This is a genomic window from Nocardiopsis nanhaiensis, from assembly GCF_054778635.1.
On sequence record NZ_BAAGZJ010000020.1, the window covers coordinates 54705 to 80886 of the forward strand.

The 26182-nt window shown below is 69.4% G+C and carries 24 protein-coding genes; 8 read left to right on the plus strand and 16 right to left on the minus strand.

Features of this window, described 5'->3' with window-relative positions:
* Window positions 1-437 precede the first annotated feature (437 nt).
* Together rsrA and ACYVD1_RS12180 are read right to left on the minus strand one after the other, a co-directional pair.
* Window positions 438-749, minus strand: coding sequence for a mycothiol system anti-sigma-R factor (rsrA, locus tag ACYVD1_RS12175; RefSeq protein ID WP_460771505.1), 312 nt, complete (start codon window positions 747-749; stop codon window positions 438-440).
* Entirely contained in the window at window positions 746-1420 is a 675-nt protein-coding gene (locus ACYVD1_RS12180) for a sigma-70 family RNA polymerase sigma factor (RefSeq protein WP_460771562.1), read from the minus strand. Before ACYVD1_RS12180 ends, rsrA begins: the two co-directional genes overlap by 4 nt.
* Before the next feature lie 359 nt (window positions 1421-1779).
* Between ACYVD1_RS12180 and ACYVD1_RS12185 the strand changes: the two genes are divergently transcribed.
* Window positions 1780-2604, plus strand: coding sequence for a class I SAM-dependent methyltransferase (locus ACYVD1_RS12185; RefSeq protein WP_460771507.1), 825 nt, complete (start codon window positions 1780-1782; stop codon window positions 2602-2604).
* 105 nt (window positions 2605-2709) lie between these two features.
* On the opposite strand, the gene ACYVD1_RS12190 is transcribed toward ACYVD1_RS12185, so the two are convergent.
* The 9 genes from ACYVD1_RS12190 to ACYVD1_RS12230 all read right to left on the minus strand — a co-directional run bounded on the left by ACYVD1_RS12190 (window position 2710) and on the right by ACYVD1_RS12230 (window position 17153).
* Entirely contained in the window at window positions 2710-3249 is a 540-nt protein-coding gene (locus tag ACYVD1_RS12190) for a hypothetical protein (protein ID WP_460771509.1), read from the minus strand.
* A gap of 95 nt (window positions 3250-3344) precedes the next feature.
* On the minus strand, window positions 3345-5021 hold the full coding sequence (gene thiC, locus ACYVD1_RS12195) for a phosphomethylpyrimidine synthase ThiC (RefSeq protein ID WP_460771512.1): 1677 nt from the start codon (window positions 5019-5021) through the stop codon (window positions 3345-3347).
* Window positions 5022-5254: 233 nt separating this feature from the next.
* Window positions 5255-6109 (minus strand): SOS response-associated peptidase, encoded by an 855-nt coding sequence (locus ACYVD1_RS12200; protein WP_460771514.1) that lies wholly within the window; start codon window positions 6107-6109, stop codon window positions 5255-5257.
* 37 nt (window positions 6110-6146) lie between these two features.
* On the minus strand, window positions 6147-7247 hold the full coding sequence (locus ACYVD1_RS12205; RefSeq protein ID WP_460771517.1) for a PorA family protein: 1101 nt from the start codon (window positions 7245-7247) through the stop codon (window positions 6147-6149).
* On the minus strand, window positions 7244-11737 hold the full coding sequence (locus ACYVD1_RS12210) for an alpha-(1->3)-arabinofuranosyltransferase (protein WP_460771520.1): 4494 nt from the start codon (window positions 11735-11737) through the stop codon (window positions 7244-7246). Before ACYVD1_RS12210 ends, ACYVD1_RS12205 begins: the two co-directional genes overlap by 4 nt.
* Entirely contained in the window at window positions 11734-13065 is a 1332-nt protein-coding gene (locus ACYVD1_RS12215) for a glycosyltransferase family 4 protein (RefSeq protein ID WP_460771523.1), read from the minus strand. The genes ACYVD1_RS12210 and ACYVD1_RS12215 overlap by 4 nt, the downstream gene beginning before the upstream one ends.
* Window positions 13066-13312: 247 nt before the next feature.
* The gene (locus ACYVD1_RS12220; RefSeq protein ID WP_017542507.1) at window positions 13313-13453 is read right to left on the minus strand and encodes a hypothetical protein; all 141 of its coding nucleotides are present in this window, start codon (window positions 13451-13453) and stop codon (window positions 13313-13315) included.
* On the minus strand, window positions 13450-15348 hold the full coding sequence (locus ACYVD1_RS12225) for a hypothetical protein (protein WP_460771526.1): 1899 nt from the start codon (window positions 15346-15348) through the stop codon (window positions 13450-13452). The genes ACYVD1_RS12220 and ACYVD1_RS12225 overlap by 4 nt, the downstream gene beginning before the upstream one ends.
* Window positions 15348-17153: a GDSL family lipase gene (locus tag ACYVD1_RS12230; protein ID WP_460771528.1), complete on the minus strand. Its 1806-nt coding sequence runs from the start codon at window positions 17151-17153 to the stop codon at window positions 15348-15350. Before ACYVD1_RS12230 ends, ACYVD1_RS12225 begins: the two co-directional genes overlap by 1 nt.
* 190 nt (window positions 17154-17343) lie before the next feature.
* Here ACYVD1_RS12230 and ACYVD1_RS12235 point away from each other — a divergent pair, with 190 nt between their 5' ends.
* A complete protein-coding gene (locus ACYVD1_RS12235; protein WP_460771530.1) occupies window positions 17344-18276 on the plus strand; it encodes a hypothetical protein in 933 nt (310 codons plus the stop codon).
* A gap of 91 nt (window positions 18277-18367) precedes the next feature.
* Here the strand turns inward: ACYVD1_RS12235 and ACYVD1_RS12240 are convergent, their stop codons facing one another.
* A complete protein-coding gene (locus ACYVD1_RS12240) occupies window positions 18368-18883 on the minus strand; it encodes an NADPH-dependent FMN reductase (protein WP_460771532.1) in 516 nt (171 codons plus the stop codon).
* A 627-nt stretch (window positions 18884-19510) separates the two neighbouring features.
* Here ACYVD1_RS12240 and nagA point away from each other — a divergent pair.
* The 5 genes from nagA (at window position 19511) to ACYVD1_RS12265 (ending at window position 22332) form a co-directional block, all read left to right on the plus strand.
* Complete coding sequence (nagA, locus tag ACYVD1_RS12245; RefSeq protein WP_460771534.1) at window positions 19511-20644, plus strand: N-acetylglucosamine-6-phosphate deacetylase; 1134 nt, start codon at window positions 19511-19513, stop codon at window positions 20642-20644.
* Window positions 20645-20746: 102 nt separating this feature from the next.
* Entirely contained in the window at window positions 20747-21055 is a 309-nt protein-coding gene (locus ACYVD1_RS12250) for a hypothetical protein (RefSeq protein WP_460753497.1), read from the plus strand.
* Window positions 21056-21163: 108 nt separating this feature from the next.
* Window positions 21164-21670: an SRPBCC family protein gene (locus ACYVD1_RS12255; protein ID WP_460771536.1), complete on the plus strand. Its 507-nt coding sequence runs from the start codon at window positions 21164-21166 to the stop codon at window positions 21668-21670.
* Window positions 21671-21790: 120 nt separating this feature from the next.
* Window positions 21791-22063: a type II toxin-antitoxin system Phd/YefM family antitoxin gene (locus ACYVD1_RS12260; protein ID WP_460771538.1), complete on the plus strand. Its 273-nt coding sequence runs from the start codon at window positions 21791-21793 to the stop codon at window positions 22061-22063.
* The gene (locus ACYVD1_RS12265; protein ID WP_460771540.1) at window positions 22060-22332 is read left to right on the plus strand and encodes a type II toxin-antitoxin system RelE family toxin; all 273 of its coding nucleotides are present in this window, start codon (window positions 22060-22062) and stop codon (window positions 22330-22332) included. The genes ACYVD1_RS12260 and ACYVD1_RS12265 overlap by 4 nt, the downstream gene beginning before the upstream one ends.
* 31 nt (window positions 22333-22363) lie before the next feature.
* Here ACYVD1_RS12265 and ACYVD1_RS12270 read toward each other — a convergent pair whose 3' ends face one another.
* The gene (locus tag ACYVD1_RS12270) at window positions 22364-23278 is read right to left on the minus strand and encodes an NAD(P)-dependent alcohol dehydrogenase (RefSeq protein ID WP_460771542.1); all 915 of its coding nucleotides are present in this window, start codon (window positions 23276-23278) and stop codon (window positions 22364-22366) included.
* 142 nt (window positions 23279-23420) lie between these two features.
* Here ACYVD1_RS12270 and ACYVD1_RS12275 point away from each other — a divergent pair, with 142 nt between their 5' ends.
* Entirely contained in the window at window positions 23421-24209 is a 789-nt protein-coding gene (locus ACYVD1_RS12275) for a helical backbone metal receptor (protein ID WP_460771544.1), read from the plus strand.
* Window positions 24210-24212: 3 nt separating this feature from the next.
* On the opposite strand, the gene ACYVD1_RS12280 is transcribed toward ACYVD1_RS12275, so the two are convergent.
* From ACYVD1_RS12280 to ACYVD1_RS12290, 3 genes are read right to left on the minus strand one after another with little or no spacing between them, the layout of a single operon-like run.
* Window positions 24213-24932 carry a DUF2812 domain-containing protein gene (locus ACYVD1_RS12280; RefSeq protein ID WP_460771546.1) on the minus strand — a complete coding sequence of 240 codons (720 nt, stop codon included), beginning with the start codon at window positions 24930-24932 and terminating at the stop codon, window positions 24213-24215.
* On the minus strand, window positions 24929-25261 hold the full coding sequence (locus ACYVD1_RS12285) for a PadR family transcriptional regulator (protein WP_460771548.1): 333 nt from the start codon (window positions 25259-25261) through the stop codon (window positions 24929-24931). Before ACYVD1_RS12285 ends, ACYVD1_RS12280 begins: the two co-directional genes overlap by 4 nt.
* Window positions 25262-25271: 10 nt before the next feature.
* The gene (locus ACYVD1_RS12290; RefSeq protein ID WP_460771550.1) at window positions 25272-26006 is read right to left on the minus strand and encodes a CPBP family intramembrane glutamic endopeptidase; all 735 of its coding nucleotides are present in this window, start codon (window positions 26004-26006) and stop codon (window positions 25272-25274) included.
* Window positions 26007-26182: the final 176 nt, after the last annotated feature.

Consider the following 26182-nt stretch of genomic DNA (forward strand, 5'->3'; position numbering starts at 1 on the left):
GTTCCGAAGTACGGAATTACTAATTCAATTAGCAATTCTAGTCCACTACATAGAGTAACCACAGGGTGTTCGGCATGAGAGGCAGACCGCGCCTTACTCCGGCGCTCCCGATGGGCCAACCCTCCGGAACCAGCAGGAGCGACTACTCATGGTAAGCAAGTGAAACATTCCGGGAGCGACCACAGGAAATTCATTCCGACTCGGTCACGGTTGAAAACCATCTCACCGGACCGGGCGTGTCGAGAGCCCCTCGGAACCACCCGCCGGGCACCCCAGTGACCAAAACCCCCATGGACAAAAGAACAGTCCGAACACAATCCACAAAAGCACGCAAATCGCGCACATCACACCAGAATCGAACAAGGCACCATCAAGCACAAAAAAGTGGCGAAGGCTGGAATTCCAGCCTTCGCCACCGCATCGCGGCCGATCGTCCGTCAGGCAGGCGCCCCCGGTGAGTCGGCCCGGGCCTCGCGGGCCAGCTGCTCGTTGCGCGCCTCGGCCAGGCGCCCGAGGACCTTGTCACGCAGGTCCAGGGGGACCGGATCGCATCCGCAGTGCTTGGCGACGAGCTTCTTCACCGCTTCGTCGAGGCCGTACTCGTCCAGACACGGGCTGCACCCGTCAAGGTGTGCCCTCACCTCGGCGTAGTTGCTCTCGTCGAGCTCACCGTCGATATAGGTGTAGATCTTGTCGAGCACCTCGCTGCACGGGGTGTCCGCCTCCGACTTGTCGTCGCCGCCGCTCATTGCCGATCTCCTCGATCCGACCCACTCACCTGTGCCCGCCCGCCGGCGGACGGTCCCGAAGCGACAGCTCCGGCGGTCTCCGCCGCGCGCGCCGCCGAGAGGAAGCCGCGGTCCACCGCGTACTCCTCAAGGTGGGAACGCAACTGCCGCCGCCCTCTGTGCAGGCGGGACATGACCGTTCCGATGGGGGTGCCCATGATCTCGGCGACCTCCTTGTACGCGAAGCCCTCGACGTCGGCGAGGTACACCGCGATCCGGAAGTCCTCGGGCAGCTCCTGCAGTGCGCGCTTGACGTCACTGTCGGGGAGGTGTTCGAGCGCCTCGGCCTCAGCCGACTTCAGGCCCGCCGCGGTGTGCGACGCGGCCTGTGCCAGCTGCCAGTCCTCGACGTCCTCGGTACCGGCCTGCTTCGGCTCCCGCTGCTTCTTCCGGTAGGAGTTGATGAAGGTGTTCGTGAGGATGCGGTACAACCACGCCTTGAGATTCGTCCCCGCCTTGAACTGGTGGAAGGAGCCGAACGCCTTGGCGAAGGTCTCCTGGACGAGGTCCTCGGCGTCAGCGGGGTTGCGAGTCATGCGCAGCGCCGCCGAGTAGAGCTGGTCGAGGAAGGGAAGCACGTCCCTCTCGAACCGCTCGCCCCGTTCCTCGGCTGTCTCCTGGCTCTGGTCCAAGCCCTTCGGCCTCCTCGCGCTGGTCCCGGGTGGGGCGTCCATACCCCAACGATACGGTCCCACAACCTGGACCTCCGCATCGACGCCGTGCGTCGTCGATCCGGATTCCTCGCGCTCAAGGCACGCACCGGCAGTCGGCATGCTCTGAACCCAACCCCTTCCCTGTCTCGCGTTTCGCGAACACCCTCCCGAGCACCTACTCCTCGGACGGTGCCGTTGACAACAACGGCCTCCCCCGAGTGATTCCACTCTCGGCCGAGACCAAGGCCCCCTCCGTCCGGAACTTTGTCGTTTAGCTCAGCCGGTGAAGGTGAGGCATGGCAGAGTGCGGGTAGGACCCTTTGAAGGATGGGAGAGGAGTGCACGTGCGACCGTCCTCGACTCCGGCCTCCGACCGCCCCCGATCACCAGCGGCACAGTTCGCCACCACAGACCGGCTCTCGGACTACTGGCGGTTCTATTGGGCGGTCGCCGAAACCCAGATCACCCGGTGGCTGCCGCCCACCCCCTCCCGGCTGCTCGACCTGTCCAGCCCGGACTTCCAGGGCACGCCCCGGGCCGTCGCCGCCGGGCACGACGTCGTCACCCTGCTCCCCTCCGCGGACCTGGCGATGCGGCGGCCCCTCACCCTGGTGAACGGCCGCGCCGTGGTGCCGCCCCCGTCGTCCCCCCGGGGTCGGCTGCGGCACGTGGTCGGCGACTCCGCCTTCCTCCGTACCTTCACGCCGGAGTCCTTCGACGGGGTCATCGCCGACAACCGGGTGTTCTCCAGGCAGCTGGCCACCGAGTCGACGATGGCGGAGGTCGCACGCGTCCTGCGCCCGGGCGGCCGGGCCCTGCTCACCGTGGATTCGGTGGTCCTCGGCATGGCGCTGCTCGCCGAACAGGACTACTGGCCGGAGCTGAGCCACGCGCCCAGCGCGGACGTGCTCCTGGTGCCTTGGCCGGACGGCTCGATCACCCGCTGCTTCACCGCCGAGCAGCTCACCGAGATGGTCACCGAAGCCGGGCTGGAACTGGAGTGGATCAAACCGCGCACGGTTCTGTCGGCCTCGACCGTGGAGATGATGCTGGCCCGCGACCCCAGGTCGATGGCCCGGCTGGTGGAGATGGAGCTGCACGCCGCCGACTCCGACGACTACGTCGGCGTCCACCTGGTGGCCAGCGCCCTCAAGCGGAGCTGACCCCCCGGACGGACGCCGTCGGCCGCGGCGAACCGGACGGTCTGCCTGCCCGCCGGGCGCCCCGCGGGACGGAGGGCGGCAGCAGCCCAGGCGTTCCGGGACGGGTCAAGCTCCGGCCAGGAGGAGGCCCACGGTGCTGAGGAGCGCGAAGAACAGTAGGCAGGAACCGGCCCCGACCCCGGTCATGAAGCTGGTGGAGAGATCGCGGCGCTGCGCGACGCGCACCGCGACAAAGGGCCACACCGTCAGCAGGGCCGCGAGCACGTACAGGGCCGCGTTGCCCAGCAGGGGTGCGAGCGGGAAGAAGTGCACGCCCACCACGAGGCAGATCCAGGGGGCGATGAACTCCTGGCGTCTGACGATCACCAGGATGATCGCGCCGAGGGCGGCGAGGCCGAACTCCAGGCCGACGACGATGTAGAACAGGCCCATCGCGCCTCCCTCATAGAGGGAAGGGTCATCCTCGGCCGCTCCGGTGCGGATCCCCCCGAAGACCGACAGCAACAGGCCGGCCACCGCGCCTCCAGCGAGCCACCAGCGCGTCCGCTGCGACGGTGGACGTTCCTGGGCCCATCCGAACCACACGAAGGCGAAGAAGCCGAAGATGGAAACGGTGATCGCGACATCGGCTTCCAGGAGTTCCATCGGCGCCTTTCGGTGGAGGAGGGACTTCACCTTGACACAGGCTCGACGGGCCCGCCATCCCCGACCGGGCGGCGGGCCCGCGCTGCTTAGTCCATTTAGTCCTTCTGGTCGACGAGGGGCAGGTAGACGCGGTTGCCGCCCTCGGCGAACTCCGCGGACTTGTCCGCCATACCCTTCTCGATGGCCTCGACGGTGTCGAGGCCGTTCTCCGCGGCGTACTTGCGCACGTCCTGGGAGATCTTCATCGAGCAGAACTTGGGCCCGCACATGGAGCAGAAGTGCGCGGTCTTGGCCGGTTCCGCGGGAAGTGTCTCGTCATGGAAGGACTGGGCGGTCTCGGGGTCCAGGGACAGGTTGAACTGGTCCCGCCACCGGAACTCGAATCGCGCCTTGGAGAGTTCGTCGTCCCACTCCTGCGCCCGGGGGTGGCCCTTGGCGATGTCGGCGGCGTGGGCGGCGAGCTTGTAGGTGATGACGCCGGTCTTGACGTCGTCGCGGTTGGGCAGCCCCAAGTGCTCCTTGGGAGTGACGTAGCAGAGCATCGCGGTTCCGTACCACCCGATCTGGGCGGCCCCGATCGCCGACGTGATGTGGTCGTAGCCGGGCGCGACGTCCGTGGCCAGGGGGCCGAGCGTGTAGAACGGCGCTTCGCCGCACAGCTCCTCTTCCAGGCGCACGTTCTCCTTGATCTTGTCCATCGGGACGTGGCCGGGGCCCTCGATCATCACCTGGACGTCGTGGGCGCGGGCGATGTGGGTGAGCTCGCCGAGGGTGCGCAGTTCGGCGAACTGGGCCTCGTCGTTGGCGTCGGCGATGGAGCCGGGGCGCAGGCCGTCACCGAGGGAGAAGGTGATGTCGTACTGGCGGAAGATCTCGCAGAGTTCCTCGTAGTGGGTGTAGAGGAAGCTCTCCTTGTGGTGGGCCAGGCACCAGGCGGCCATGATGGAACCACCGCGCGAGACGATGCCCGTGACGCGGCGGGCTGCCAGCGGCACGTAGCGGAGCAGGACGCCCGCGTGGACCGTCATGTAGTCCACGCCCTGCTCGGCCTGCTCGATGATGGTTTCTCGGTAGATCTCCCAAGTGAGCTTGGTGGGGTCGCCGTCGACCTTCTCCAGGGCCTGGTAGATCGGGACGGTACCGACGGGCACCGGTGAGTTGCGGATGATGCGCTCACGGGTCTCGTGGATGCGCTTGCCGGTGGACAGGTCCATCACGGTGTCGCCGCCCCACCGGGTGGCCCACACCATCTTCTCGACCTCTTCGGGCACCGAGGAGGTGACCGCGGAGTTGCCGATGTTGGCGTTGATCTTCACCAGGAATTTCTTGCCGATGATGGTCGGCTCGGACTCGGGGTGGTTGCGGTTGACCGGGATGACCGCGCGGCCGATCGCCACCTCCTCACGGACGAACTCGGGGTCCATGCCCTCTCGGGCGGCCACGAAGCGCATCTCGGGGGTGGTGATCCCGGCCTTGGCGTAGGCCAGCTGGCTGACCGAGCCGTTCACGGGGTCCAGGGTCCAGTCCAGGCGGGTCTGGGGCAGTCCCCGGTGGACGTCGATGGTGGCGGAGTCGTCGGTGTACGGACCTGAGGTGTCGTACAGGTCGAAGTGGCTGCCGTTGCTGAGTTCCACCCGGCGCCCGGGGACGCGGAGCGTGAGATCTTCGGGGGTGTCGATCTCCCGGTAGACCTTGCGGGATCCCATGATGGGGCCAGTGGTCACCGTGTGCTCTTCAGTGGTGGAAACTTCACGACCGTCAAGAGCCGTCATGGCATGCCTCCCTACGTCGGAATTACCCGAACAGGTTCTGCGGTCGGCGACACCGTCGAGTCGCCCTCTCAGCCCGCCAAGGCGCGAGCTCCCGCGTTTCGTATTCACATGTGCGCACGTCCGTGCGGTTTGGGCGGGCGATACGCCCGGCCCGAAGCCGTGGGGTTAGCACTCCCCTGTGGCCTCGCACACCATACACAGGCCGTCCCCCGGCCTGTCCACCCACACAGGAGTCAGAAAAGTGTCTCCGTTTCGTCAGATCCCCCAGCGGCGACGGGCTCCAGCAGGTCAGGACGATTGTTCTTGATGCTGTTGACGTCAGTGGAGACCTCGTCGACCGCGAACCGGTCCACCGGAGTCCGCGCCATCAGGTGGGCCAGGTCGTCGGGGCCCGAGGCGGGGTCGAGCCAGGAGGACCAGCCGTCGGCGGGCACCACGACCGGCATGCGCTCGTGGATGTGCGCGAGATCGGGCGCGGCCTCGGTGGTGATGACGGCGCAGGACCAGAGCCAGGCGGCGGGATCGTCCTCGTCCGGCACCTCGGGGTCCCGCCAGCGCTCGAAGATCCCGGCCAGAGCGAGCGGCTCTCCGTCGGAGTAGTGGATGGAGTACGGCTTCTTGTCCGCCTTGGACTTGCGCTTCTTGTGCTGGGGGTCGGTGGCGGGCGACGTACTGGCCGAGGCGGTGCCGTCCTTGTTGACCAGCTGCCACTCGTAGTAGGCGTCGGCCGGCAGCAGGCAGCGGCGGCGCCGGTAGGCAGCCCGGAAGGCGGGCTTGTCCGCGACGGTCTCGCTCCGCGCGTTGATCATCCGGTAGCCGATGTTGCGGTCCTTGGCCCAGGAGGGCACGAGCCCCCAGCGCAGCGTGTGCAGGGATCGCGGCCCCTGCTCCCCCGCGACGTCCGCTTTCGGGGGCGGGCCGAGCACGGCGTAGACGGTGCGGCCAGGCGAGATGTTGTAGTCCGGCCCCACCTCGTCCAAGGGCGGCCAGGCACGCGGTTCGCCCTGCTCCCCCAGGGTCTCCTCGGGGAGGTCGAAGGCGAACTGCAGCTGGTCCACGTTCCTGGACTGGGCATAACGACCGCACATGCGCCGAATTCTACGCCGCGGGCCCGGATCGCGCTCGTCAGCTCCCCTCGTGCGCGGCGTCGGCGGCCCCGGCTCTCTCGGGCGTGGCATCGACAGCCTCAGCCCTCTCGGGTGCGGAGTTCTCCGCCGAGGCGCTTTCCGGCGCGGCGCCCTCTCCTCCGGAGGGCCGGGCCCGCCAAGCCTTCAGGAATCCGGCGAGGACCATGACCGCGCCGAGCGGTCCCAGGCTCCAGGGAGCCCAGACGTCCAGGCCCTGGAGCAGCAGGGAGCGGGCCCTGGCCTGTTGGGTGAGGCCGGAGACATGCCCGTCGTCCAGGGTGAGCTCGGCGTCGATCAGGGCCACCTCGCCGGAACCGTTCTGCGGCCGCAGGCTCTCTATCCGGTGCTCGTCCATGTTCACCACGGTGCCGGTACGCGGCTCGACCCAGAAGGTGCGCTCGGCCTCCATCCAGCGCGTCGCGCTGACCGTGCCCTCGGCTCCCGATTGGAACAGGGCGGTGGGGACGTCCCGGGCGGACTCGGGCACCTGAGTGGACTCGACGTGCTGGGTGTACTCGCGTACCGCCAGCCCGGCGACCTCGTCCTCGCCCGTGAACTCGACCGAGGGAGCGGCGCGCACTTCGGCGTCGTAGAAGGAGTGGTCGTCCTCGGACACCCCGGGCGGCCAGTTGAGCACCAGCCCCGCTTGGCGGACCGCGCGGTCACCGTCGACGTGCTCGCCGCAGCAGTTGACCGCGCGCGCGGTCTCCCGGTTGACGATGACGCGACGGCTCCAGTGGTCGATGACCTCCTCGGCGACGGAGGAGTTCACCGTCATCTCCCAAGCCGCCCAGTCCGAGCCGTGCGCGGTGGCGTCCACCCGGGTGGTGCGCGACAGTTCCGCGCTCTCCACCGGGGTCCAGGTGGAGGTGTCGAGATAGCTGGCCTCGTCGTCGACCATGGTCAGGTCGAAGGAGGCCTCCGCCGGCAGCAGAACGACCCGGTCGTGTACGTAGAGGGGCAGCAACAGCGCCAGGGTGATCAGGAACGCGCCAGCCGCAACCAGGAAGGTCCCCTTGGGGAGGCGGCGCACCCGGTCCGGGCGCCAGGGCTCCACTTCCTTGTCGGGAGCCCGTCCGACCTGCGAGACCATACTCACCTGCGGACCTCCTCGACGTCGTGCCAGGCCCCGCCCGGCTCTTCGTCCGGGTCTCGGAGCGGGTTGCCGTCCGGGTCCCGGTCCGGTTCCCCGTCCAGCTCCTGGTCCGGATCTCCGTCCGTGTCAGGGTCGGCTCCGGGCCTCCGCTCGGCGGGTGCAGGCCCCTCGTCGGCGACGCTCGTGGTCGCGCCAGCTGAGGACTGCTCCGCGGAGGGCGGTTCGTCCTCCTCCCCGCGCTGGCCGAGGGCGAGCACGAGTCGGGCCATCGCGGGCAGGCACAGGATCTGCGGAACCCATGTGCGCAGAGCCGTCCCGAAGGTCTCCGTGACGTCGTGGAAGGGCATGTGCAGGGCCAGGTACGTCCCCGCGGCCGACGTGAGTCCGGCCAGGGCCAGCGAGACCGTGACCACCCAGGGACCGGCCAGGTGCGGCAGCATCCGCCCGCCCATGGAGGGCTTGCCCGGTTTCGCGTGGCGCAGTCCGCTGGGTGCCCGGCGCGCCAGCCACCAGATGGCCAGGAGGATCGCGCCGACCACGGCCGCACCGGCCCAGCCGGCGATCCACACCCCGTAGGCCAGGCCGAGCGGCAGCACTGCCCGGCGCGACAGCCAACCGGACCCCGCCTCGGGCAGGTCGCGCGCCCCGCGCGATGGTTCGGAGGCCGTCCGCTTCGCGCCGGGCAGCCAGCGGCGGGGCCACAGGGCCAGGACCACGAGCAGGGTCGCCAGCACCCCTCCCACGGCCAGCACGCGGTGGTAGACGGTGTCCGGGGTGTAGTTCAGGGTGACGGTGCCTGCGGTGCCCTCCGGCAGCTCCCAGGCCTGCTTCCAGCCTTCCAAGCGCACCGGCTCCAGCGGACCGTCGCCGCCCTCGACCGTGGCCTCCCAGCCGTCGTTGAAGTTCTCGTTGACCACGAGCAGGCTGTCCTCGTCGGCTTCCACGTCGAAGCTGCGCTCGCTCGCCCCCCACGAGTGGAGGGTGTCGACCTCGGCCATATCGACGGCCGGACGTTCGGCGATCCCCTCGTCGGTGGACTCCACCAGCGCCGAGCGCACCTGGTACCGGTTGCCCGGGTCGACGACGACGTGGTTCTCTCCCTCGGTCAACTCCAGGTCGGTACAGGTCTCGTAACCCACGGTTCCACCGGTGAGCTGGTCCTCGAGGGTGCCGTCGTTGATGCGGGTCTCCACCCGCTGGTCGTTGACCCTCAGGGCGGGGCCGAGCCCGCAGGTCGTGGAGGCGTCTCCTTCGGGGAGCGGGTCCACCGCGGGCACACCGGGCAGATCGATGCTGCCGATCTCCAGGGCCTGGCCCTCGGGACGCTCGAAGGTGACCCGCAGGGACGAGGCGGTCAGCTCGGCGAAGTCGACCCTTCCGCTACCGTCGAGCCAGCCCTCGCGGACGGTGTCATCGCCCTCGACCGTCACCTTGATCGGCCGCATGACGCTGTCCGCCCTGGGGAAGTCGACCTCCATGTGGTCCACGGTGGTCTGGCTGCCCAGCTCGATGTCGAGCCAGGGGTTCTTCTCCTCCGGGTCCGGATACCAGACCGTGCTCTCCTCGCCGTCGAGCGCGCCGCGCCCCATGGCGGCAGGGTGCTGGACAGCCGTGGAGGAACCGGTGACGTGCGGGAAGCCGCTCGCCCGGTTGGCGGCGTTCTCCGCCTCGCGGGGATCGGTGAGGACCACTTCCCCGGAGATCCGATGGGGCGCTGCCGCCGCCTCGGAGGAGAGTTCGAAGGTGCGGTCGAGCTTGCTTGCGTCCTCGCCGCTCACCTCGAGTTCGGGATTGCACACCCACACGTGCGAACCCTCCATGCAGCCGGGTGCGGTGCCCGTCGAGCCGGTGAAGAGCAGACCGCCGGCGTCGGTCGGCCCGGGCACGTCGAGGGTGCGGGAGACCTCCAGCCCGGGGATCGAGACCGCGGTGATGCCCACTCGGGTACCGAAGCGGTACTCCGGTTCCCAGGCCAGTTCGTCGACCTGGATCCGCAGTGAACTGGTCTCCCCCGGCGGGGCGCTGAGCTCCTGCGGTTCGTCGGTCTCGGCTACGGCCGCCTCGGACCGGCCGTTGTCGGTGATGAGGGTGACGTTCGAGGGCGGCGGCTCTCCCGGCAGCTGTTCGAAGGCCACGTTCAGCCCGCTGAGATCGCGGGGTTCGGTGAACTCGACCTCGATCCACTGGCCGAGGGCGCCCTCGAAGGCGCTGGACCGCCAGGCGGTGTTGACGTCGTCGTCGAAGGCCGCGTACGGGGCGTGGCCCGGGTCCCGGTCGCTGGCCCGGGCCTCGACCCCGGCCTCGGAGGTGGAGGCGGTGACCTCAGCGATGCCTTGGTCCTCGGCGTGGGAGACGTACTCCTCCCAGGCGGGATCCATGATGTCGGGCGCTGGGACGCCGCGTTCCAGCTCCTGGTCCTCGGTCATGGTGGCCGAGACATTGCGGCGCACGTCGGAGTAGACGACCTCGCGTCGGCGGACCGTGTCGGTCACGATCGTGTCCTCGGCGGCGATGGCCTCCGCACCGGGGTCGTCGCCGAGGAGGATCGGCCGGTCGTCGTTGACCAGGCCCTGTTCGGCCATGTGCAGGACGGATTCGGGGCCGCCGGTGACCCGGAGGGCCTCCTCGGAGGGGACCGTGCCCACCTGGGGTGCGGCGTCCGCGACCTCGTAGATGCTGAGGGACGGGTAGGGCTGGTCGAACCACTGGGAGGCGGACTGGTGGTCCAAGGAGCCGACCGCCGGCCCGAACTCGGCCACCTCGTTGACGCCCGGCGAGCCCTGGAGCGACTGGTGGACGCGGGCGGGCCAGCCGCCGTTGTTCTCCACACGCTGGAGGTCGTTCCGGACGACCAGGTGGGTGACGCCCAGGCGCGCGAGGGTGTCCGCGAGTCCTTCGGATCCGCGGCCCGAGGAGACCCGCTGGTCGATCTCGTGGCTGATCCGGGAGACACCGGCGGAGCCCCACGGGATGATCTGGTGGTTGGTCCAGGCCCCGGAGAGCAGTGGTTGCATGGGTTCGTCCAGTGGGCGGCCCCACTCGTACTCGCCTCTGGCCGAGCCCGGCAGCGCCATGGTCATGCCGCGCTCATCGTTGCGGTCCTCCAGCCAGTCCACGGCCTCGTGCCAGTAGTCCGGGATCTCCTCGAATCCGCCCTGAGGCGCGATGCCGACGGTGGCGATGGGCGCGAGTGTCACCAGGAACACGGATGCGCTGGCACCGGCTACCGCCTTCCTGACCCTGACCACCGCCCCTGGTCCGCGCCGGTCGGCCCAGTCCCGGGCAACCACGACGGGCAGGTGCGCCAGGCCGAGGACGATGGGCAAGCGGATGAGGGCGTCGAACTTGTGGATGTTGCGGAAGGGCGAGAGGGCGCCGTCGAACAGCTCGCGCATGAAGGGCGCGAAGGGTCCGGTGAGCGCCCCGGTGAAGCCCGCGACGACGATCGCGGTGCCGACCAGGAGGGTGGTGATGAGGAAGAGGCGTTCGGGGGTGCGCCGGTTGATCAGTCCCGCGAGGCCGAGCCCGGCGACCAGCGAGGTGACCGCGACCAGCCAAGGGGTGAGGGAGAGTTCGGCTCCGGAGGGCAGGGCGGTGTTGCCCATGTCCGGCAGGAAGCCCATCCAGTTGGAGGTGCCGCGCAGGGAGTTGAGCAGGGATGTGATCCCCGTGGTGACGGCGGCGTCCTCGGTGTAGGGCATGAACGAGTACACGTACCGCGACATGATGAGCAGCGGGGCGATGTACCAGAACGCGGCGAGCACGAGCGCGCCCGACCACCAGAGGATGAGCCGCCACTTGCGCGGCCCGTTCGCGCGGGTGAGCAGGTAGAGGCCCGGAACGACCAGGACGGCCAGCTCGGAGGCGGCGTTGGTACCGCCGCACATGAGGAAGGCGAGGCCCGAGAGCAGGGCCATGCGCGCCGGCGAATAGCCGTGCTTGGCGCCGAGGATGAGGGGCAGCAGGATCCACGGCATGAGCAGCATGGGCTGCAGCTCGGCGGAGTTGTACGAGAGCAGGGTGAGCACGCGTGGGGCGAGCGCGTAGGCGACACCGGCGAGGATCCGGGTGTTGACCGTTCCCAGGCCCAGGGCCTCGGCCACCTTGTAGGTCCCGACGAAGGCGGCGATGAGCAGGACCGCCATCCACAGGCGCTGGATGAGCCACTCGGGCATGCCGAGGACCTCGAACAGCAGGTGGAACGGGCCGTTCGGGAAGAAGTACCCGTAGGCCTGGTTCTGGATCTGCCCGAAGTAGGAGGCGTCCCACAGGTGGAGGGCACGCTCCATGAACCCCAGTGGGTTGATCGTCAGGTCGATTTTGGTGTCGCTGACGATCCTGCCGGGGTCGATGCTCGCCGCCAGTGCTCCCAGGAGCAGACACACCGCGAGGACCTTGAGCCGCGCCAACAGCTTCTCGTCCACTCCGCCGGTGGCGGTCGGTGCTCTGGAATCCTCCGGTTCACGCCTGGCGGTGGATTCCGCCGAAGTCACATCTTCGCTTTCTTGCCTGCTGCCGGGTCAGGGGTGTCTTTGGGGGTGCCGGTGCCGAGTTCGGCGGCGACGAGCCGGGTCATCCGCGCGCCGCTGGCCTCCCAGGTGAACTGGGACGCCCAGGCGCGGCAAGCGCACCGGACCTCCTCGGCCCTCCGGGGGTCGGACAGTTCCTTGAGCGCGCGGGAGACGACGTCCTCGAGGGCCTCGCCTTCGCGGACGAGCCACCCGGTTTCTCCGTCGCGGACCGAATCGCGAAGTCCGTCCACATCGTAGGCCACGGTGGGCACGCCGAGCCGGGCGGCCTCGATGACCGTGAGCCCCCACCCCTCGAACTCTGAGGCGGTGACGTGCAGGCGGCAGGAGGACAGGACCGCGTTCTTGTCTTCCTCGGGGAGGAATCCGTGGAGGTCGACGAGGTCGTCGGTCCCGTCCCGGCCGACCTGTTCAGCGAGGTGTTCGCCTTCGGGACCGCGTCCAATGATGTGCACGCGCAGGCCGGGGTGCTCGTCGCCGAGGGAACGGGCGAGGTCGACGACCCTGGAGACGCGCTTCTGCACGACGAGGCGGCCGAGGCTGACCACTGCGGGAGCGGTGTCCAGCGGGGGCCCGGCGGCCAGGTCCGAGGGGGCGGAGACTCCCCCGTTGTGGATGATCTCGATGGGCGCGCGCCAGCCGAGTTTGTCCCGCATGGCGGCGCGCGAGGACTCGGAGACCGTGACGGTGGTGCAGTTCCGGTAGACGCGGGAGGCGACGGTGGACTCCACGAAGCGGCCGAACCAAGCCAGCGGCGCAGAGAAGTAGGCGTTGAACTGCAGGTCGTGGACGTGGTGGACCACACTGACGACCTTGGTGGCGCGGCGCAGGACGAGGCGGGAGAAGAAGGGGATGCCGTTCATGCAGTCGAAGGCGAGGTGGTATTCGCGTCTCCAGAGGACGAGCCAGGCCATCACGCGCGGGTAGACGGTGAACTTGCCCCCCATACGGCGGATGACGATTCCGTCCTCGGTCTCGACACGGGCCTGGTGGGGCTCCCGACCGGTCAGGAAGGTGACGATGGCGCCGCGTTCGGCAAGGTGGCGGCTGATGCGCCAGGCGTACTCCTCGGCCCCGCCGGCGGTGGACTGCCAGGGGTCGCGCCAGTTGATCATGACGATCCGGGTCCCGTCGAGGCGGGGCCCGGGGTCGGCCGGGTCGCGCACCGTCACGGGTTCGGAGGTCGCCGGGTCGTCGGCCTCCGCCTGAGCGGGGGCGGGAATCGCGGCCGGGGCGGGGGTGATCGTGGGGAGGCCGGGCTCCACCCGGTGAGGGACCTTCTGGAAGACCACACGCTCTCCTTCCGCGCGGTGCCCGGCACGGGACCCGAGTTCGACTACTTTCAGCACGTGAATGAGCACGATGCGCAAGCACTCCAGGGAAGCGCTCAGCGCACGCCGAACTGGCCCTTCGGCCGGACGTCTTTAGGGGTGGGCGGCCGCCGTGGGGATGCGGCCGCGAGGGGAGTCGGAGGGAGGCGCCCCGCTGGCGGCGGGGCGCCCACCCTCTGCCGAACACGGCGACCCTGAGCGTTGCGCTCTAGCGGTCGCCGTAGTTGTAGAGGGTTTCGTTCACCGGTTCCGCGGTTGCGGTCGACTCGGTGGCGAGGTTGGTGGCCACCACGGTGGCACCCCCCGCCAGAGCCGCGCCGATCACGCAGGCGGCGATTACTTTGATCACTTGGGGATCTCCTTCCGCGTGCCCCTGTCCGGTCTGGGTTGGGGACGCTGGAACCCGAGACTAGAACCTGATCTAGCTATAGACCAGATGATTGCCCCAACTGTAACTAACCCCCCGGTAACTTCCAAGCCCAAAATGTCGTCTTTGTTCCCATTGATGTGCTGTTCCTGCACTTCCAACAGGGTCAAGTCGGAGTCTTCGACCACCGGTGACAAACCCTCGGCGGCAGACCAGAACCGGTTATCAACCGCGGCCGACACCGCCACGTACCGCACCCCCAGGCCACCCAAGAGCTCCGCGAGGTCGTCGGGGCGGTCGGCCGCCGCCGCGGGCAGGCCGGTTTCGGGGTCCGGTTCGAGCAGCGCGGCCGCCTCACGGGCTCGGGCGTCCTCACCGGTCACCACGACCGCTCCGCCGTCCGGCGTACCGACGCTCAGGTCGTCGTTCCAGAGGGTGCGGCGGTCGAACAGTTTGGTCGCCGGGTCGAGCACCACCTCCGGCTCACCGGACCACTCCAGGCCGCGATAGGCGCTCCACGGCAGCACCAGCACCGCGCCAGAGCGATCGTCCGCGGCCACCGCCTCCTGTGCCGCCAGCCAGGCCTCCGGGTACTCCACCGGGGCCAGTCTGCCGCCCGCACCCCACAACAGGCCCGGCAGCACCACCACGGGCGCGCACACAGAGAACACCACGGCCACCGCACGCCACAGAGGCACCCCCGAGGGCTTCCCCCGGCCCGGCAGGCCATGGTTCGGCTCGGTCCGGCCCGGGGAAACGGGATCCGTCCCGGCACGGCCCGGCAGCGCCCGCAACAACCACAGCACCACCGCGCCCAGACCGAGAGCCTGAACCAGGGAGAGCGGCGCGAGGTACAGCTGGCCGTCGCGCAGTGGACCGAAGCCCGGCCACACTTCGATCAGGGCGGCCAACAGGTCCTGCCCCGGAGCGAACACCCCCAGGACCGCGATACCGAAGCCCACCGCCGCCGACACCGACAGCCCCGCGCCTACGGCCGGGCGGGAGCGCAGCAGCCACCACGCCCAACCGAGGAGCGCCACCGCGCACAGCAGCAACCGCGCCAGCGCCGTCACCGGTTCGCCGTAACCGGGCGGCACCGCGCCCGCGTTCCACACTCCGCCCAGCGCCACCAGGGACCCGAGGACACCGAAGGGAGTGTCCGCTCGGGCCGCGAAGGCCTCCACCCCAGCAGGGTCCGTGGCCGCGCCGCTGGAGAGCGAAGGGACCAGCCACGGCAGGGACACCAGGACCAGGCCTAGCGCGAGCAGCCCGGCGCAGCGCCACCGGTGCGGCCCGGCCAGGACCTGCGGACCCGTGGTGAGAGCGGTCAGCAGCACGGAGGAAAACCCCCCGATCGCCGCGGGAACCAGCGAGCACACCAGCCCGGCCAGGCCCGCCAGGGGTCGTGCGGAAGCCATCCGGACCACCGCCAGCAGTGCCCACGGCAGCCCGGCGTAACCCAGCAGAACCGCCCACTGTCCCAGGAGCAGGCGCTCGGCCACGAACGGGTTCCAGACGTAGGCGACCCCGGCGGCCGCACCCGCCGCCACCACGGCCGCGGGCACCGGTCCCGTGGCGCACACCAGCCGCGTCATCAGCCGGAAGGCACCCGCCGCACCCAAGGTGAACACCGCCAGCAGGGCGAGGGTCTGCACCACATGGCCCGGCAGGACGAGGGACAGCGCCGCCACAACGGCGTCACTCGGAATGGCCCGCGGAAACCCGTCGGCACCGGCCAGCACGGATGCCAGCGACAGGTCGGGGACGAAGAGCATGTCGTAGCGGAGTACGTAACCGGGGCCGAGGGCGGGGCCCAACGCGAGCACCGCCGCGACCAGTCCCACCGCCCAAGGCAACCAGCGGGAGAGGGGGCCCATCAGCGGCCCGCGAGGTAGACGCTGCCGGAATACCCGCCCTCGACGTAGTCGCGGTACGAGCGGATCACGATCTCGTGCGGACCGGAGACCGTGACGTCCCAGCTCGTGCTCTCACCGGCGGAGCCGAGCGTGTGCCAGCCGTCCCCCTCACCCGGGCCGTCACCGTCCACGGGCACACAGTCCGGCCCGCTCGGGGGGTCGGGACTGGCGGGTTCGTCGGGACCGTCCGGCGGATCGAGTGAGGGCGGAGGCTCCGACGGTGTCGGCCGCGGTGTCTCCTCGCCGTCTGCCGGGGCGTCCTCGTGGTCGGCCGTGGAAGCCCCGTCCTGGGGTTCCCGAGGCCTGCGGAGGTCGTCTGTCTCCCGGCACTCCAGCCGCCGGGCCCACACTTCGTAGTGCCCGGCCTCCTCCACGTCCTCCCACTGCACGGCAGCCCCGTCGTCGAGAACCCGTACCCAGGAGGGGCCCGACGGCGGGTCGTCGTCCCACGCCACTTGGAGGGGCTCGGACCCGGTTCCCTCGTCGCCGCCCCGGAAGGGGACCACGACGAACTCGTAGCGGGCCCCGCTGAGGAGCGACCCCACCGTCAGGGAGCGTTCATCGCCGTCGCTCTCGACGTCGGCGGGCACCACCATGGCGTCGTCCGGTTCCGGCTCCACCCTGCGCTGCACCACTTGGTAGTCGGTGGCTCCCGGCACGTCGTCCCACGTGACCAGCAGACCGTCACCGGTCTCCTCATAGTCGGGCTCGGGGGCGTCGAGCTGCTCCGCGGCAAGGTCGGGCAGCGGCCTCGGATACTCCTCCCCCACCCCCAGCGGTGTGGCCAGTGCGTCGGCGAAGGCCGCGGCGATCCTGTGCTCACCCTGGACATTGGGGTTGGTGGCGTCCCGGTTGTCGCGGGCTGGGTCGTAGTCCTCCGCGACCTGGGCGACGACCATGGGCGAGGTCTCCGAAGCGAGCTGTCCGGCGAGATCGACCAGGCCCATGTTGAACTGGCCGATCTCGTCGTTGGCCCGGTCGTCGTCCTCTGTGCCCTCCACAGCGGGCAGCTCACCGACCACGAAGCGGGCGTCGTCGATGACCACGCGGACCGTGGAGACGGTCTCGGCGATGCCGTCCAAAGCGTGATCGGCTCCGCCTCCGGCCAGGATGTCCTCGGTACCGGCGAGCAAAAGCACGTAGTGGGGTTCGTACTCGGCGGCCACCTGGGCGATGTCATCGGACAGGTCTTGGGCGGTGGCACCCCAGCGGGCGGCGTGGTCCGTGTCGAAATCGGGTTCGGCGTAGCTGTGGTCGCCGGACTCCTCGTCCTCGAGGGAGTACAGGTCGTCATGGGGCCCGACGAGGTCGAAGTCCACTTCCTGGTCCGAGAGGTGCGACCACAGGCGGTAGCGCCAGGTGTGGTCGCCGCTTTTGCCCTGGGTGATGGAACTGCCCACCAGCATGATCCGCAGCTCCCCGTCAGGAGGGCCGGGGACGGAGACGGGGCCGTCGGCGCCTTCGCCCTCTTCACCGCTCAGCCCTCCGGAGCCGGTCTGGAGGAGCAGCAGGGTGACGGCCATGGCGGAGAGCATGACGCCGAGCAGTCCCAGCGGCCCGGGTTCGAAGCGGGAGCGGGGCCGCCGCGCGGCGAGATCGCGCCAGGTGAGGCCGCGCCAGTGGTCAGCGGTCCACCATCGGCGTTGCCGCGCGGACCGGTCTTCCCGCACCGGGGCCTCCGGCTCGACGGCGGCCCCGGTCCCGGGGGTGTCGCCGCCGGGGACGTCCTCGTCCTCGGAACTGGCGTCCTCTCCAGAGTCCTGCACGGTGCCCCATCTCTCGCCGCCGCCATGCGGGTAGTTACAAGTTCCTGTTCGGCAGCGGAGCACCATTGCCCCCAGTAGAGCGACCAGGGGGTAGACGCTCGCCAGACCAGACTAGAACTGGTTATATGGTGACCGTCAACCTTCTGGCCCGGTTGGGCCGCGCAGTACCGAGCCGAAAGGCCCCCTCCTCGTGATCGGACTCCTGGTCGCGCTGCTCTCCGCAGTGGTCTACACGATCGGCCTGACCGTGGAACAGCGTGCGCTGCACGGCTCCGAGTCGATCTCGATCAACCGGCCCCTCCACCTCGCCAGGGTACTGCTGGGTAATCCGCGGTGGGTGTTCGGCTGCTTCTTCGCCGCGCTGGGCAGCGTGGGCCTGATCGTCTCCCTCGGCCTGGCCCCGGTTTCGGTGGCCCAACCGGCCTTCGCCGCCGGTGTGGCCACCATGCTGCTGGTCATCACGCTGGTGATGGGTGAGCGGATCACCAAGGGCGAATACGTGGCACTGGGCATCATGCCGGTGGCGCTGGGTCTACTCAGCCTGTCCACCGTTGACGGTTCGGAGACCGGAACCAGCGCGAACACCCCGTTGCTGATCACCGTCAGCGTGGTCACCGTGGTCGCCTGCGTCGCCGCGATGGGTTTCGCCGGGGGCCGGGGCAAGTACGTGTCCGCAGCCGCGATGGGCGCGGCCGCCGGCCTCGCACAGGGCAGCGCCGGGCTCCAGGGCAAGGGGCTGGGCGGGCTGCTCGCCGACAACGGCTTCTGGCAAGCCATCGTCCCGGCGCTACTGTCGCCCTACCCCTACCTGTACGCGCTGGGCTGGGCGGTGGGCATCGTGCTCTTCCAGACCTCGCTGCAGCGCTCCCGCGCCTCCATCACGGCGCCGGTGGCCAACGTGGTCGGCAACGTGTTCGTCGTGGTGGTCGGCACCATCCTCTTCGGCGAGCGGCTGCCCGAGGACCCGCTCACGCTGGCGCTGCGCGTCGGCGGTTTCGCGCTGACACTGGTGGTCGTGGTCCTGGTCCGCGGCAACGTGGCCCAAGCCGAAGCCGACACGAGCAGGCTGCGCGGGCATGACGCCAACGCCAAGGCCGAGCAGGCCCCCGGAACGGCCGGGTAGGCCCTGCTGGGCGGGCCCCGGAACGGCCGAGGGCCCGCGCCCGAACACTCTCGGACGCGGGCCCTGCGTGCGATGCACCGGGTACCGGCGCCTAGGCAGCGACCGACACGGCCTCGCGCAGGCCGGGAGCGGCCAACTCGGCCCAGGCGCGCACGACCTTCTCGGGCTGATGGGTCTCGTCGGCGGCCAGGATCAGGCCCGGCTCGGCGACCCAGGCACCCAGGTCGGCCAGGAGGACGCGGAGGTCCTCCTCGATGCCGTGGCTGTTGCGCAGGTCCTCGACGACGGACAGCGGGACCGCGACCGTGTGGCCCAGGCCCAGCTCGGGCAGGCGGTCGAGGAACACCTTGAGCAGGCCGGTGTAGGTTCCGTGCACCTGCGGCGAGGCCACCAGGAGCACGTCGCTCCGGCCGACCTTCTCCAAGGCGTCGGTGACGGACGGGGCGGAGTCGGTGAGCAGGTCCGCGCCGATTTCGGCGAGGTCGATGATCTCGGGCTCCGACGTGACACCGGCACGGGCGGCGACCTCGGAGGCGGCGCGCAGGGCGGCGGTGTGCACGGAGGAGCGGGACTGGGGAGCGGCGACGAGCACGGTGAAGCGAGTCATGCGAAGAACTCCTGGGTTCGGTCAGAGCGAGCCGGGATCGACCGGAAGGAACACGGGGGGCGGTGATCGGAATCGTTGACACCGGAGGAGGACCGTTGTTCCCCATGAACCGGGGCGGAGCGGGACTTCGTCGTCCTGGGCTCGTGTGCGGCGGCTCATGCGGGGGTGCTCATACGGACCGGTTGAAGGTCCGGGACCCAGTTGGGAGAGATGAGCGTCCGGTGTCTGCGTAAGGGCACTGAGGCACGGGACATACCCGTGGCGCGGGGCGCGGGCCCCGCAAAGCGCTAGCTACGACAGAGCGCGCTCGCCTGCTGTCTCAGATCGACGTGCAGGCGCTGGACAAGCAGCTCACCGGCGGACATGCCTCCATAATGAAGCGCTCCGACCGCTATCGTCAATGTGTGCCGGCGCCTCTCCTCGCGGATCGGCGGCCCCTCGCGGGCCGGTCCACCTCGCGGACAACTGTCCCAGGGAGCGGGATCACGCCGTTCTGCTGGGCATACGCGGCCTGGCGGACGCGCGGACGAGCCCCTCCGAACCGCCCGGTCACACGGCTGTAATTTACGACACACGGAGGCCAGCGCCCGACCTCGGGCGGCCCCAGACACAGGGAGAACCCCACCTATGGCCCAGACACCCCTCACCCTGACCGGCGCGCGCGTCGTGACCCCCGACGGCATCCACGAAGGGTGGGTCCGGATCGAGAACGGCGCGGTGGCCGGACTCGGCACCGGTGACCCCGGCACGGGCGACGTGCACGACGTCGGCGGAGGCCTCGTCGCGCCGGGCCTGGTCGACACGCACATCCACGGCGGCACCGGGCATGCTTTCACCGAGGCCGACCCGGAGGGGGTACGGGAGATCCTGGCCTTCAACCGCAGGGCCGGGGTGACGTCCATGGTCGGCGGCCTGGTCGCGGCCACCCCCGAGGACACGCTCCGCCAGGTCTCGGCGCTGGCCGACCTGTGCGACTCGGGAGAACTGGCCGGAATCTACTTGGAGGGCCCGTTCATCGCCCGCTCCAAGTGCGGGGCGCACGACCCCGAGCTGCTGCGCGACCCGGACACCGCGGAGTTCGACGCCTGGCTGAAGGCCGGGCGGGGCCATGTCCGGATGATCACCGTGGCGCCGGAACTGCCCGGCGCCCTGGAACTGATCCGGGCGGCGCGTTCTTCCGGGGTGGTCGCGGCGGTCGGGCACACCGAGGCCAGCTACGAGCGGACCCGCGAGGCGATCGACGCGGGTGCGACCGTGGCCACACACGTCTACAACGCAATGCGCCCCCTGAACCACCGGGACCCGGGGCCGATCGCCGCGGTGCTGGGTGACGAGCGGGTGACGGTGGAGCTGATCCTGGACAACGTGCACGTCCACCCGGGCGCCGCCAAGCTGGTGTTCGACGCGGCCGGCCCGGGCCGGGTGTCCCTGGTGACGGACGCGATGGCGGCGACGGGGCTGGGGGACGGCGAGTACACGCTAGGTGAGCTGCGGGTCCTGGTGAAGGACGGTGAAGCCCGGGTGGCGGAGACCGGGTCGATCGCCTCCAGCACCATCGTGCTGCCCCAGGCGGTGCGCAACGCGGTCGCGGTGGGAGTGCCGTTGGAGGAGGCGGTACGGTCGGCGTCGTCGGTCCCTGCTTCAGCGCTGGGCCTGACCGGGCTCGGACGCCTCGAGGTCGGGGGACACGCAGACCTCATGGTGCTCAATGACGACGTTTCGGTCGCCAAGGTGATGTATCGGGGCAGGTGGGTAGCGTAACGGCGTGTCGTTAGCACGGTACGGATTAGTAACTTGTCCCTGGGTGACAATTATGCACAGGGCATCGAGGAAAGCACCGTGCTCGACACGAAAGGATCCACCATGGCCCAGCCGAGACAGGCCGACGAACAGCAGCCGACCCGCGTGCCCTCCGAGGAACGCGAACACCTCGGCAAGCTCGCCAGTGAACTGTCCAGCTACGAGGTCCAGGCCGAGGTGGTGGACGAGCCCGCGCTCTGCCTTCGGGTGCGCAACCCGGCCTCCGCCTACGCGGTCGAAGACGTGATCTGTGAGCGCCGCGAACACGACTTCGCGTTCATCGCCTCGTTCGGGGTCCACCTGGGCAACAGCGGCGGGCTGTCGCTCACGGCCCACAAGATCGCGTGGCTGGTCGGAGCCACCAAGGAATAGCGAGCCGTACACAACGGGGGCGGTGCACGCGTGCCGCCCCCATAAGACCGCACCTGCCGGCCTTGGTACCTTCACCGGAAGCACCCCCGGACGAACAGGACCCCTCTTGTGACCGCCTTCCGCTACGAGCTCGCCCCCGTCGACGAAGCCTTCTTCGACTCCGCTCCCATGCGCTGGCGGGTTGGGCTCGAACTCGCCGCCTCCCCCGACGAGGTCTGGGCTGGGCTCACCTCGCCCCGGCCGCTGTCCTGGTGCAGGGCCCTCCCAGACGTGCACTACACCTCCGAAGCGCCCTACGGTGTGGGCACCACACGCGAGGCGAGCGTGCTCGGCGCGTACCGGATGCGCGAGCACTTCTTCCGGTGGGACGAGTCGGAGCGCCGCAAGTCCTTCCATGCCACCGCAGGCACGCTTCCCGTGTTCGGCGCCTTCGCCGAGGACTACCACGTGCTCCCCTTCGACGGCGGCAGCAAGCTCGTGTGGTCGTTCGCCTTCACCCCGTGGAAGGGACTGGACAGCGCCCTGCAGCTCGGTAAGCCGCTGACCGAGAGCCTGCTCGCCTCCCTCATCAAGGACACCCGCAACCACTTCGGTCCACTGACCGAAGTCCGGTGACTCTTCACCCGGGACACCCCGCCGACCAGGGTCGTCCGGGGTCGGTGCGCCCCCGTTCGGGCACCTCTCGATCGGAAAACTGTGTACACATTTTTATGTACACGACGTAGGATTGGTGGCATGAGCGATCACAGCATGAGCGTCCGCGATGCCAGAGCCCACCTCCCCGAACTGATCACCAAGGCCCAGAACGGGGACCCCACCATCCTCACCCGCAACGGCAGCCCCGCCGCGGCGATCGTCCCGATCGAGGACTTCGAGGCCCTGGAGGACGCCATGGACGCCTACCTCGCCCGCCAGGCCGACCTGGAGGAGGACGACGGAGGTCCCGCAGTGGGCATGGCCGAAATGGTCGCGGAGATTTTCAACGAAGGCCGAGGTAATGCCGCGTGAAGTGGGAGTTCGACTTTCGCCGGGTACGCAAGCAGATCCGGTCACTCCCCAAAGAGGACGCGATGGACATCCTCCGGGCCCTCACCCCGCTGGGGGAGGACCCGAGGCGGAGCGATTCGAACATCAAGGCGCTTTCCGGCTACACCGACCGCTACCGGCTCCGTGTGCGCAGCTATCGGGTCATCTACGACGTGATCGACGATCAGATCATCATCCGTCTGGTTGCTGTGGGACACCGGCGGGAGATCTACCGCCACCTCGACCGCTGACCGAAGTCCGGTGAGCGGCACCGGACGCAGCTCAGTCCTCTCCGGAAACCGTGATGACCACGTTGCCGACCTTCTGCCCGGTCTCCACGTACTTGGTGGCCGCCACGATCTCGTCCAACGCATAGGTTCGGTCGACCACGGGCTTGAACGCACCGGATTCCACCAGCCGCGCGATGTACTCGGTGTTCTCCTTGTTGATTCTGGGAACCGGGAAAATCACCCTCCGGCTACGGGTGATCGCGAACCAGACCGCCAGCAGCGGGTTCTGGCCGAACGCGCCGAGTTCCGTGGAACAGTACTTTCCGCGGGGCCCGAGCAGTCTTCTGCACGCGCCGAAGGACGTCTTGCCGACCGCGTCGAAGACGAAGTCGAAGCTGTCCCGGATTCGGGTGAAGTCCTCGGTCTGGTAGTCGACGACCCGGTCCGCGCCCAGTGAATGGACGAGCTCGACGCTCGCGGTGCCGCACACCGCGGTCACCTCGGCTCCCATATGCTTGAGTATCTGCACGGCGGCCGTGCCGATCGCGCCCGAGGCTCCGTAGACCATCACCTTCTGCCCCGGTTCCACCCCTGCTGCCCTGATATCGCAGAGCGCGTAGGTCGCGCCCTCCGCCGACGGGGCCAGCTCCTGGTAACCGAACCCCTCGGGCATTGCGGCGAGGGAACCGGCGGCGGCGTTGGTCATGTACTCCGCGTGCGCGCCGGAACGCACATCCTCAAAACCCAGCACCCTGTCACCCGGCGCGAATTCCGTGACGCCCTCGCCCACCTCGGCGATCTCCCCCGCGAACTCGCTTCCAGCCACTTCGCGTTTGGGACGGAGCAGGCCGGTGAAGAAACGCGACACGACATACTTCGCGCTCCGGAAGCCGCAGTCCGTCCGGTTCACGGTGGCGGCGTGCACCCGGATCAGGACCTCGCCGCTTCGGGGTGCAGGTTTCTCCACTTCCCGGACCTGGAGGACTTCCGGAGGCCCGTACCTCGTATAGACGACCGCCCGCACCCGCACCAACTCCTCGCCAGAGGCTGGTAGGAAAGTCCCACCGGGGAGGCAGACGATACCGAACTCCGAACGTACTCACCCCCGGGTGAAAGCGCACGCCCCGCCCCCGGACCACACGACCGACGACCTGGACCACCCCGTCACCCTGCCACGGCCCCCGCGCCGGGTGGTGTGCCTGGTGCCCTCGCTGACCGAAGCGATCGCGCACACCCTTCCCGAAGTGCTGGTCGGCGCCACCGTGTGGTGCTCGCACCCGACCGGCCTCGCGGTGGAACGGCTGCGCGGCACCAAGAACCCGCACGTGCGCCGGATCGTCGAGCTGGCACCCGACCTGGTGGTGGCCAACCGCGAGGAGAACCGGGAACGGCATGTGCGCCAGCTGCGCGAGGCCGGGATCCCGGTGTGGGTCACCGACATCCGCACTGTGCCCGACGCCCTCGTGTCCCTGCGGCGCCTGCTCTCCGCGGTGGCCCCCGGCTCCTCCCCCGGCTGGCTCTCGGAGGCCGAATCGGTGTGGAGCGCCCCGGCCCCGGCCGACAGGGTCCGGGTCGCGGTCCCGATCTGGCGGAACCCGTGGATGTTCGTCGGCGGCGACACCTTCGCGCACGACCTGCTGGAGCGCCTGGGCGCCGTCAACGTGTTCGCCGACCGCCCGGGGCGTTACCCGCGGGCTTCGCCCGAGGAGCCCGGGACCGAATTGGCCGTGCTCCCCGACGAGCCCTACGCCTTCGGCCCCGACGACGGACCGGAGTCCTTCACCGCCCCGTCCGTATGCGTGTCGGGCCGCGACCTCACCTGGTACGGCCCCTCGCTGGCCGAGGCGCACACCCGACTCGACCAAGCCCTGCGCCCTTACCGGCGCCCGGGTCCGTGAGCGTCAGCGGTTGCGGATCCGGGCCACCGCCTTGAAGGCGAGCCAGACGCCGACCACCGCGACGGTAGCGCCGACCACGGCACCCGCGAGGCCGGACCACTCCCCCTCGGGAAGGTCCGTCCACAGGTCCCGCCCCAGCGATACGAACCCGACAGTCATGAGGGCCAGGGCGAACGTGATGACCACAGATCCGGGTACCCCGAGGAAGTAGCGGCGCCGATTCGGCTCCGGCGGTTCGGACAGCTCTGCGCTCGGTCCGACGAGCGCAGACCGCGAGCGCTTGAAATAGGCCATGGTGAAGTAGTGGCCGCAGGGCTCCCACCCCTCCGGGCCGATGCGTGCCAGCAGGCGCTCGCGCTCCCTGCGCCCGGGGGCTACCTCCTGCCGGTACTCCCAGGCCAAGGGCTGTTCGCCCCGGTGGCTGACGAAGCGGCCCCAGCGGTCCACCCGGTCGACCTCCCAGCCCTCGGCACCCTTCTCGTTCAGCCGGGCGGGCGCCTCGAAGGTGTCTGCGGCCCAGACCAGGGTCTGTTCCCCGGACTCCGTCTCGGCCTCCTCCCCGACCAGGTCATCGGCGAACTCGGCCACCGGCCCGAACTCCTCCGCCGGGTCCACGCCGCTCTCGGCCACGAAGGCGGCGAGGTCGTTCACCGTGTCCCGGACCCGCTTGTCGTCCACGCCGCGCTCGCGCAGCATGCCTTCCAGTTCGTCCAGGTAGGTCATCGGATTCCACCCTTCCTGAGGACCCCGCGTACGGATTCGTCGAACTCCAGCCACGCCGCCCCCTGCTCGGCGAGGACCTCGCGGCCCTCCTCCGTCAGCTGGTAGTAGCGCCGCCCCGGGCCCTTCTCCGCCGCGCGGAACTCCGCGACGACCAGGCCCGCCTCCTCCAACCGGTTGAGCACCGGGTAGAGGGTGCCGCCCTTGATCCGGCCGAAACCGGCCTCGTCCAGCCGCGCGGCCAGGGCGTACCCGTAGCTTTCGCCCTCGGTCAGCCCGGCCAGCACCAGGAGGTCGAGGACGCCCTTCAACCAGCTCGATCGCCGATCCATGTGTGCTCCTTCAAACCGCAGGGGTGGGCGGCCCGGACTTCTGGATCTCGGGCCTGGGGGAAAGCAGCAGTGCGCGCAGGTCGACCAGTACATGCACGATGATCGGCACGATCAGACTGCCGGTACTCAGGTACAGGTAGGTCAGGGCCAAGCCGAGCAGGCCGACGAACATCATGTCCCGCGCACCCTGGTACAGGTGAGCGAAGGTGAAGGCCGCCAGAGCCAGTCCGGCTGCCACGTACAGCGGCATCCCCAGGGAGACACCGACCGCGATGAGCAGGCCTCGGAAGATGATCTCCTCACACACCCCGGCGGTGACCGAGGTGCCCACAGCACACCAGCGTTCACGGCTGGTACGCGGCAGCATGGGGTCCAAGGTCGGGGAGACCGGTGCCGCCTTCCGGCGCTCCAACAGGGTGAACGCCACCGCGGCGACCGCGAACCCGACAAGGATTCCGGCGAGGGTTCCCCAGTCGATGTCGCCGTGCAGCCCCAGGTGCGCCCACGCCGCTCCGGGTGAGAGCAGGACCGCCAGCGCGGCGAGCCCGGTCAGCCCCCAGAAGACGGCCATGCCGATACCGAAGAATCTTACGTAGGCGCCCGGATCGGCGTCCCGGTCCCGTTTGAGCACCTCGAACATGCGCTTGCCCCATAGGGGCTCCACCAGGAGCAGGTAGGCGGTGATGAGCCCTACCAGAACCAGGGCCGGGGCGGAGAAGGCGGGGTCTGCTAGCTCGGGAGGCATCGGTATCTCCTTGATCGGTTGATCTACCTAGACGGTAGAGCAACCTAGTTAGGATGACAACCTAGGTAGTCATACGCACCCCTTCGCGAGCGTCGAAGCGGGAACCGATCGAACACAACAGAACAGTTGCCTTGGATCCTGCTGGCAAAGGGTGTTGGGCTCTCCGTCATTGGGGT

Excerpts from the sequence above, each read along its gene's own strand:
- rsrA (WP_460771505.1), bottom strand. The coding sequence starts at position 749 with ATGAGCGGCGGCGACGACAAGTCGGAGGCGGACACCCCGTGCAGCGAG.
- ACYVD1_RS12190 (WP_460771509.1), bottom strand. The coding sequence starts at position 3,249 with ATGGAACTCCTGGAAGCCGATGTCGCGATCACCGTTTCCATCTTCGGC.
- thiC (WP_460771512.1), bottom strand. The coding sequence starts at position 5,021 with ATGACGGCTCTTGACGGTCGTGAAGTTTCCACCACTGAAGAGCACACG.
- ACYVD1_RS12200 (WP_460771514.1), bottom strand. The coding sequence starts at position 6,109 with ATGTGCGGTCGTTATGCCCAGTCCAGGAACGTGGACCAGCTGCAGTTC.
- ACYVD1_RS12225 (WP_460771526.1), bottom strand. The coding sequence starts at position 15,348 with ATGGGCCCCCTCTCCCGCTGGTTGCCTTGGGCGGTGGGACTGGTCGCG.
- ACYVD1_RS12240 (WP_460771532.1), bottom strand. The coding sequence starts at position 18,883 with ATGACTCGCTTCACCGTGCTCGTCGCCGCTCCCCAGTCCCGCTCCTCC.
- nagA (WP_460771534.1), top strand. The coding sequence starts at position 19,511 with ATGGCCCAGACACCCCTCACCCTGACCGGCGCGCGCGTCGTGACCCCC.
- ACYVD1_RS12250 (WP_460753497.1), top strand. The coding sequence starts at position 20,747 with ATGGCCCAGCCGAGACAGGCCGACGAACAGCAGCCGACCCGCGTGCCC.
- ACYVD1_RS12260 (WP_460771538.1), top strand. The coding sequence starts at position 21,791 with ATGAGCGATCACAGCATGAGCGTCCGCGATGCCAGAGCCCACCTCCCC.
- ACYVD1_RS12280 (WP_460771546.1), bottom strand. The coding sequence starts at position 24,932 with ATGACCTACCTGGACGAACTGGAAGGCATGCTGCGCGAGCGCGGCGTG.
- ACYVD1_RS12285 (WP_460771548.1), bottom strand. The coding sequence starts at position 25,261 with ATGGATCGGCGATCGAGCTGGTTGAAGGGCGTCCTCGACCTCCTGGTG.
- ACYVD1_RS12290 (WP_460771550.1), bottom strand. The coding sequence starts at position 26,006 with ATGCCTCCCGAGCTAGCAGACCCCGCCTTCTCCGCCCCGGCCCTGGTT.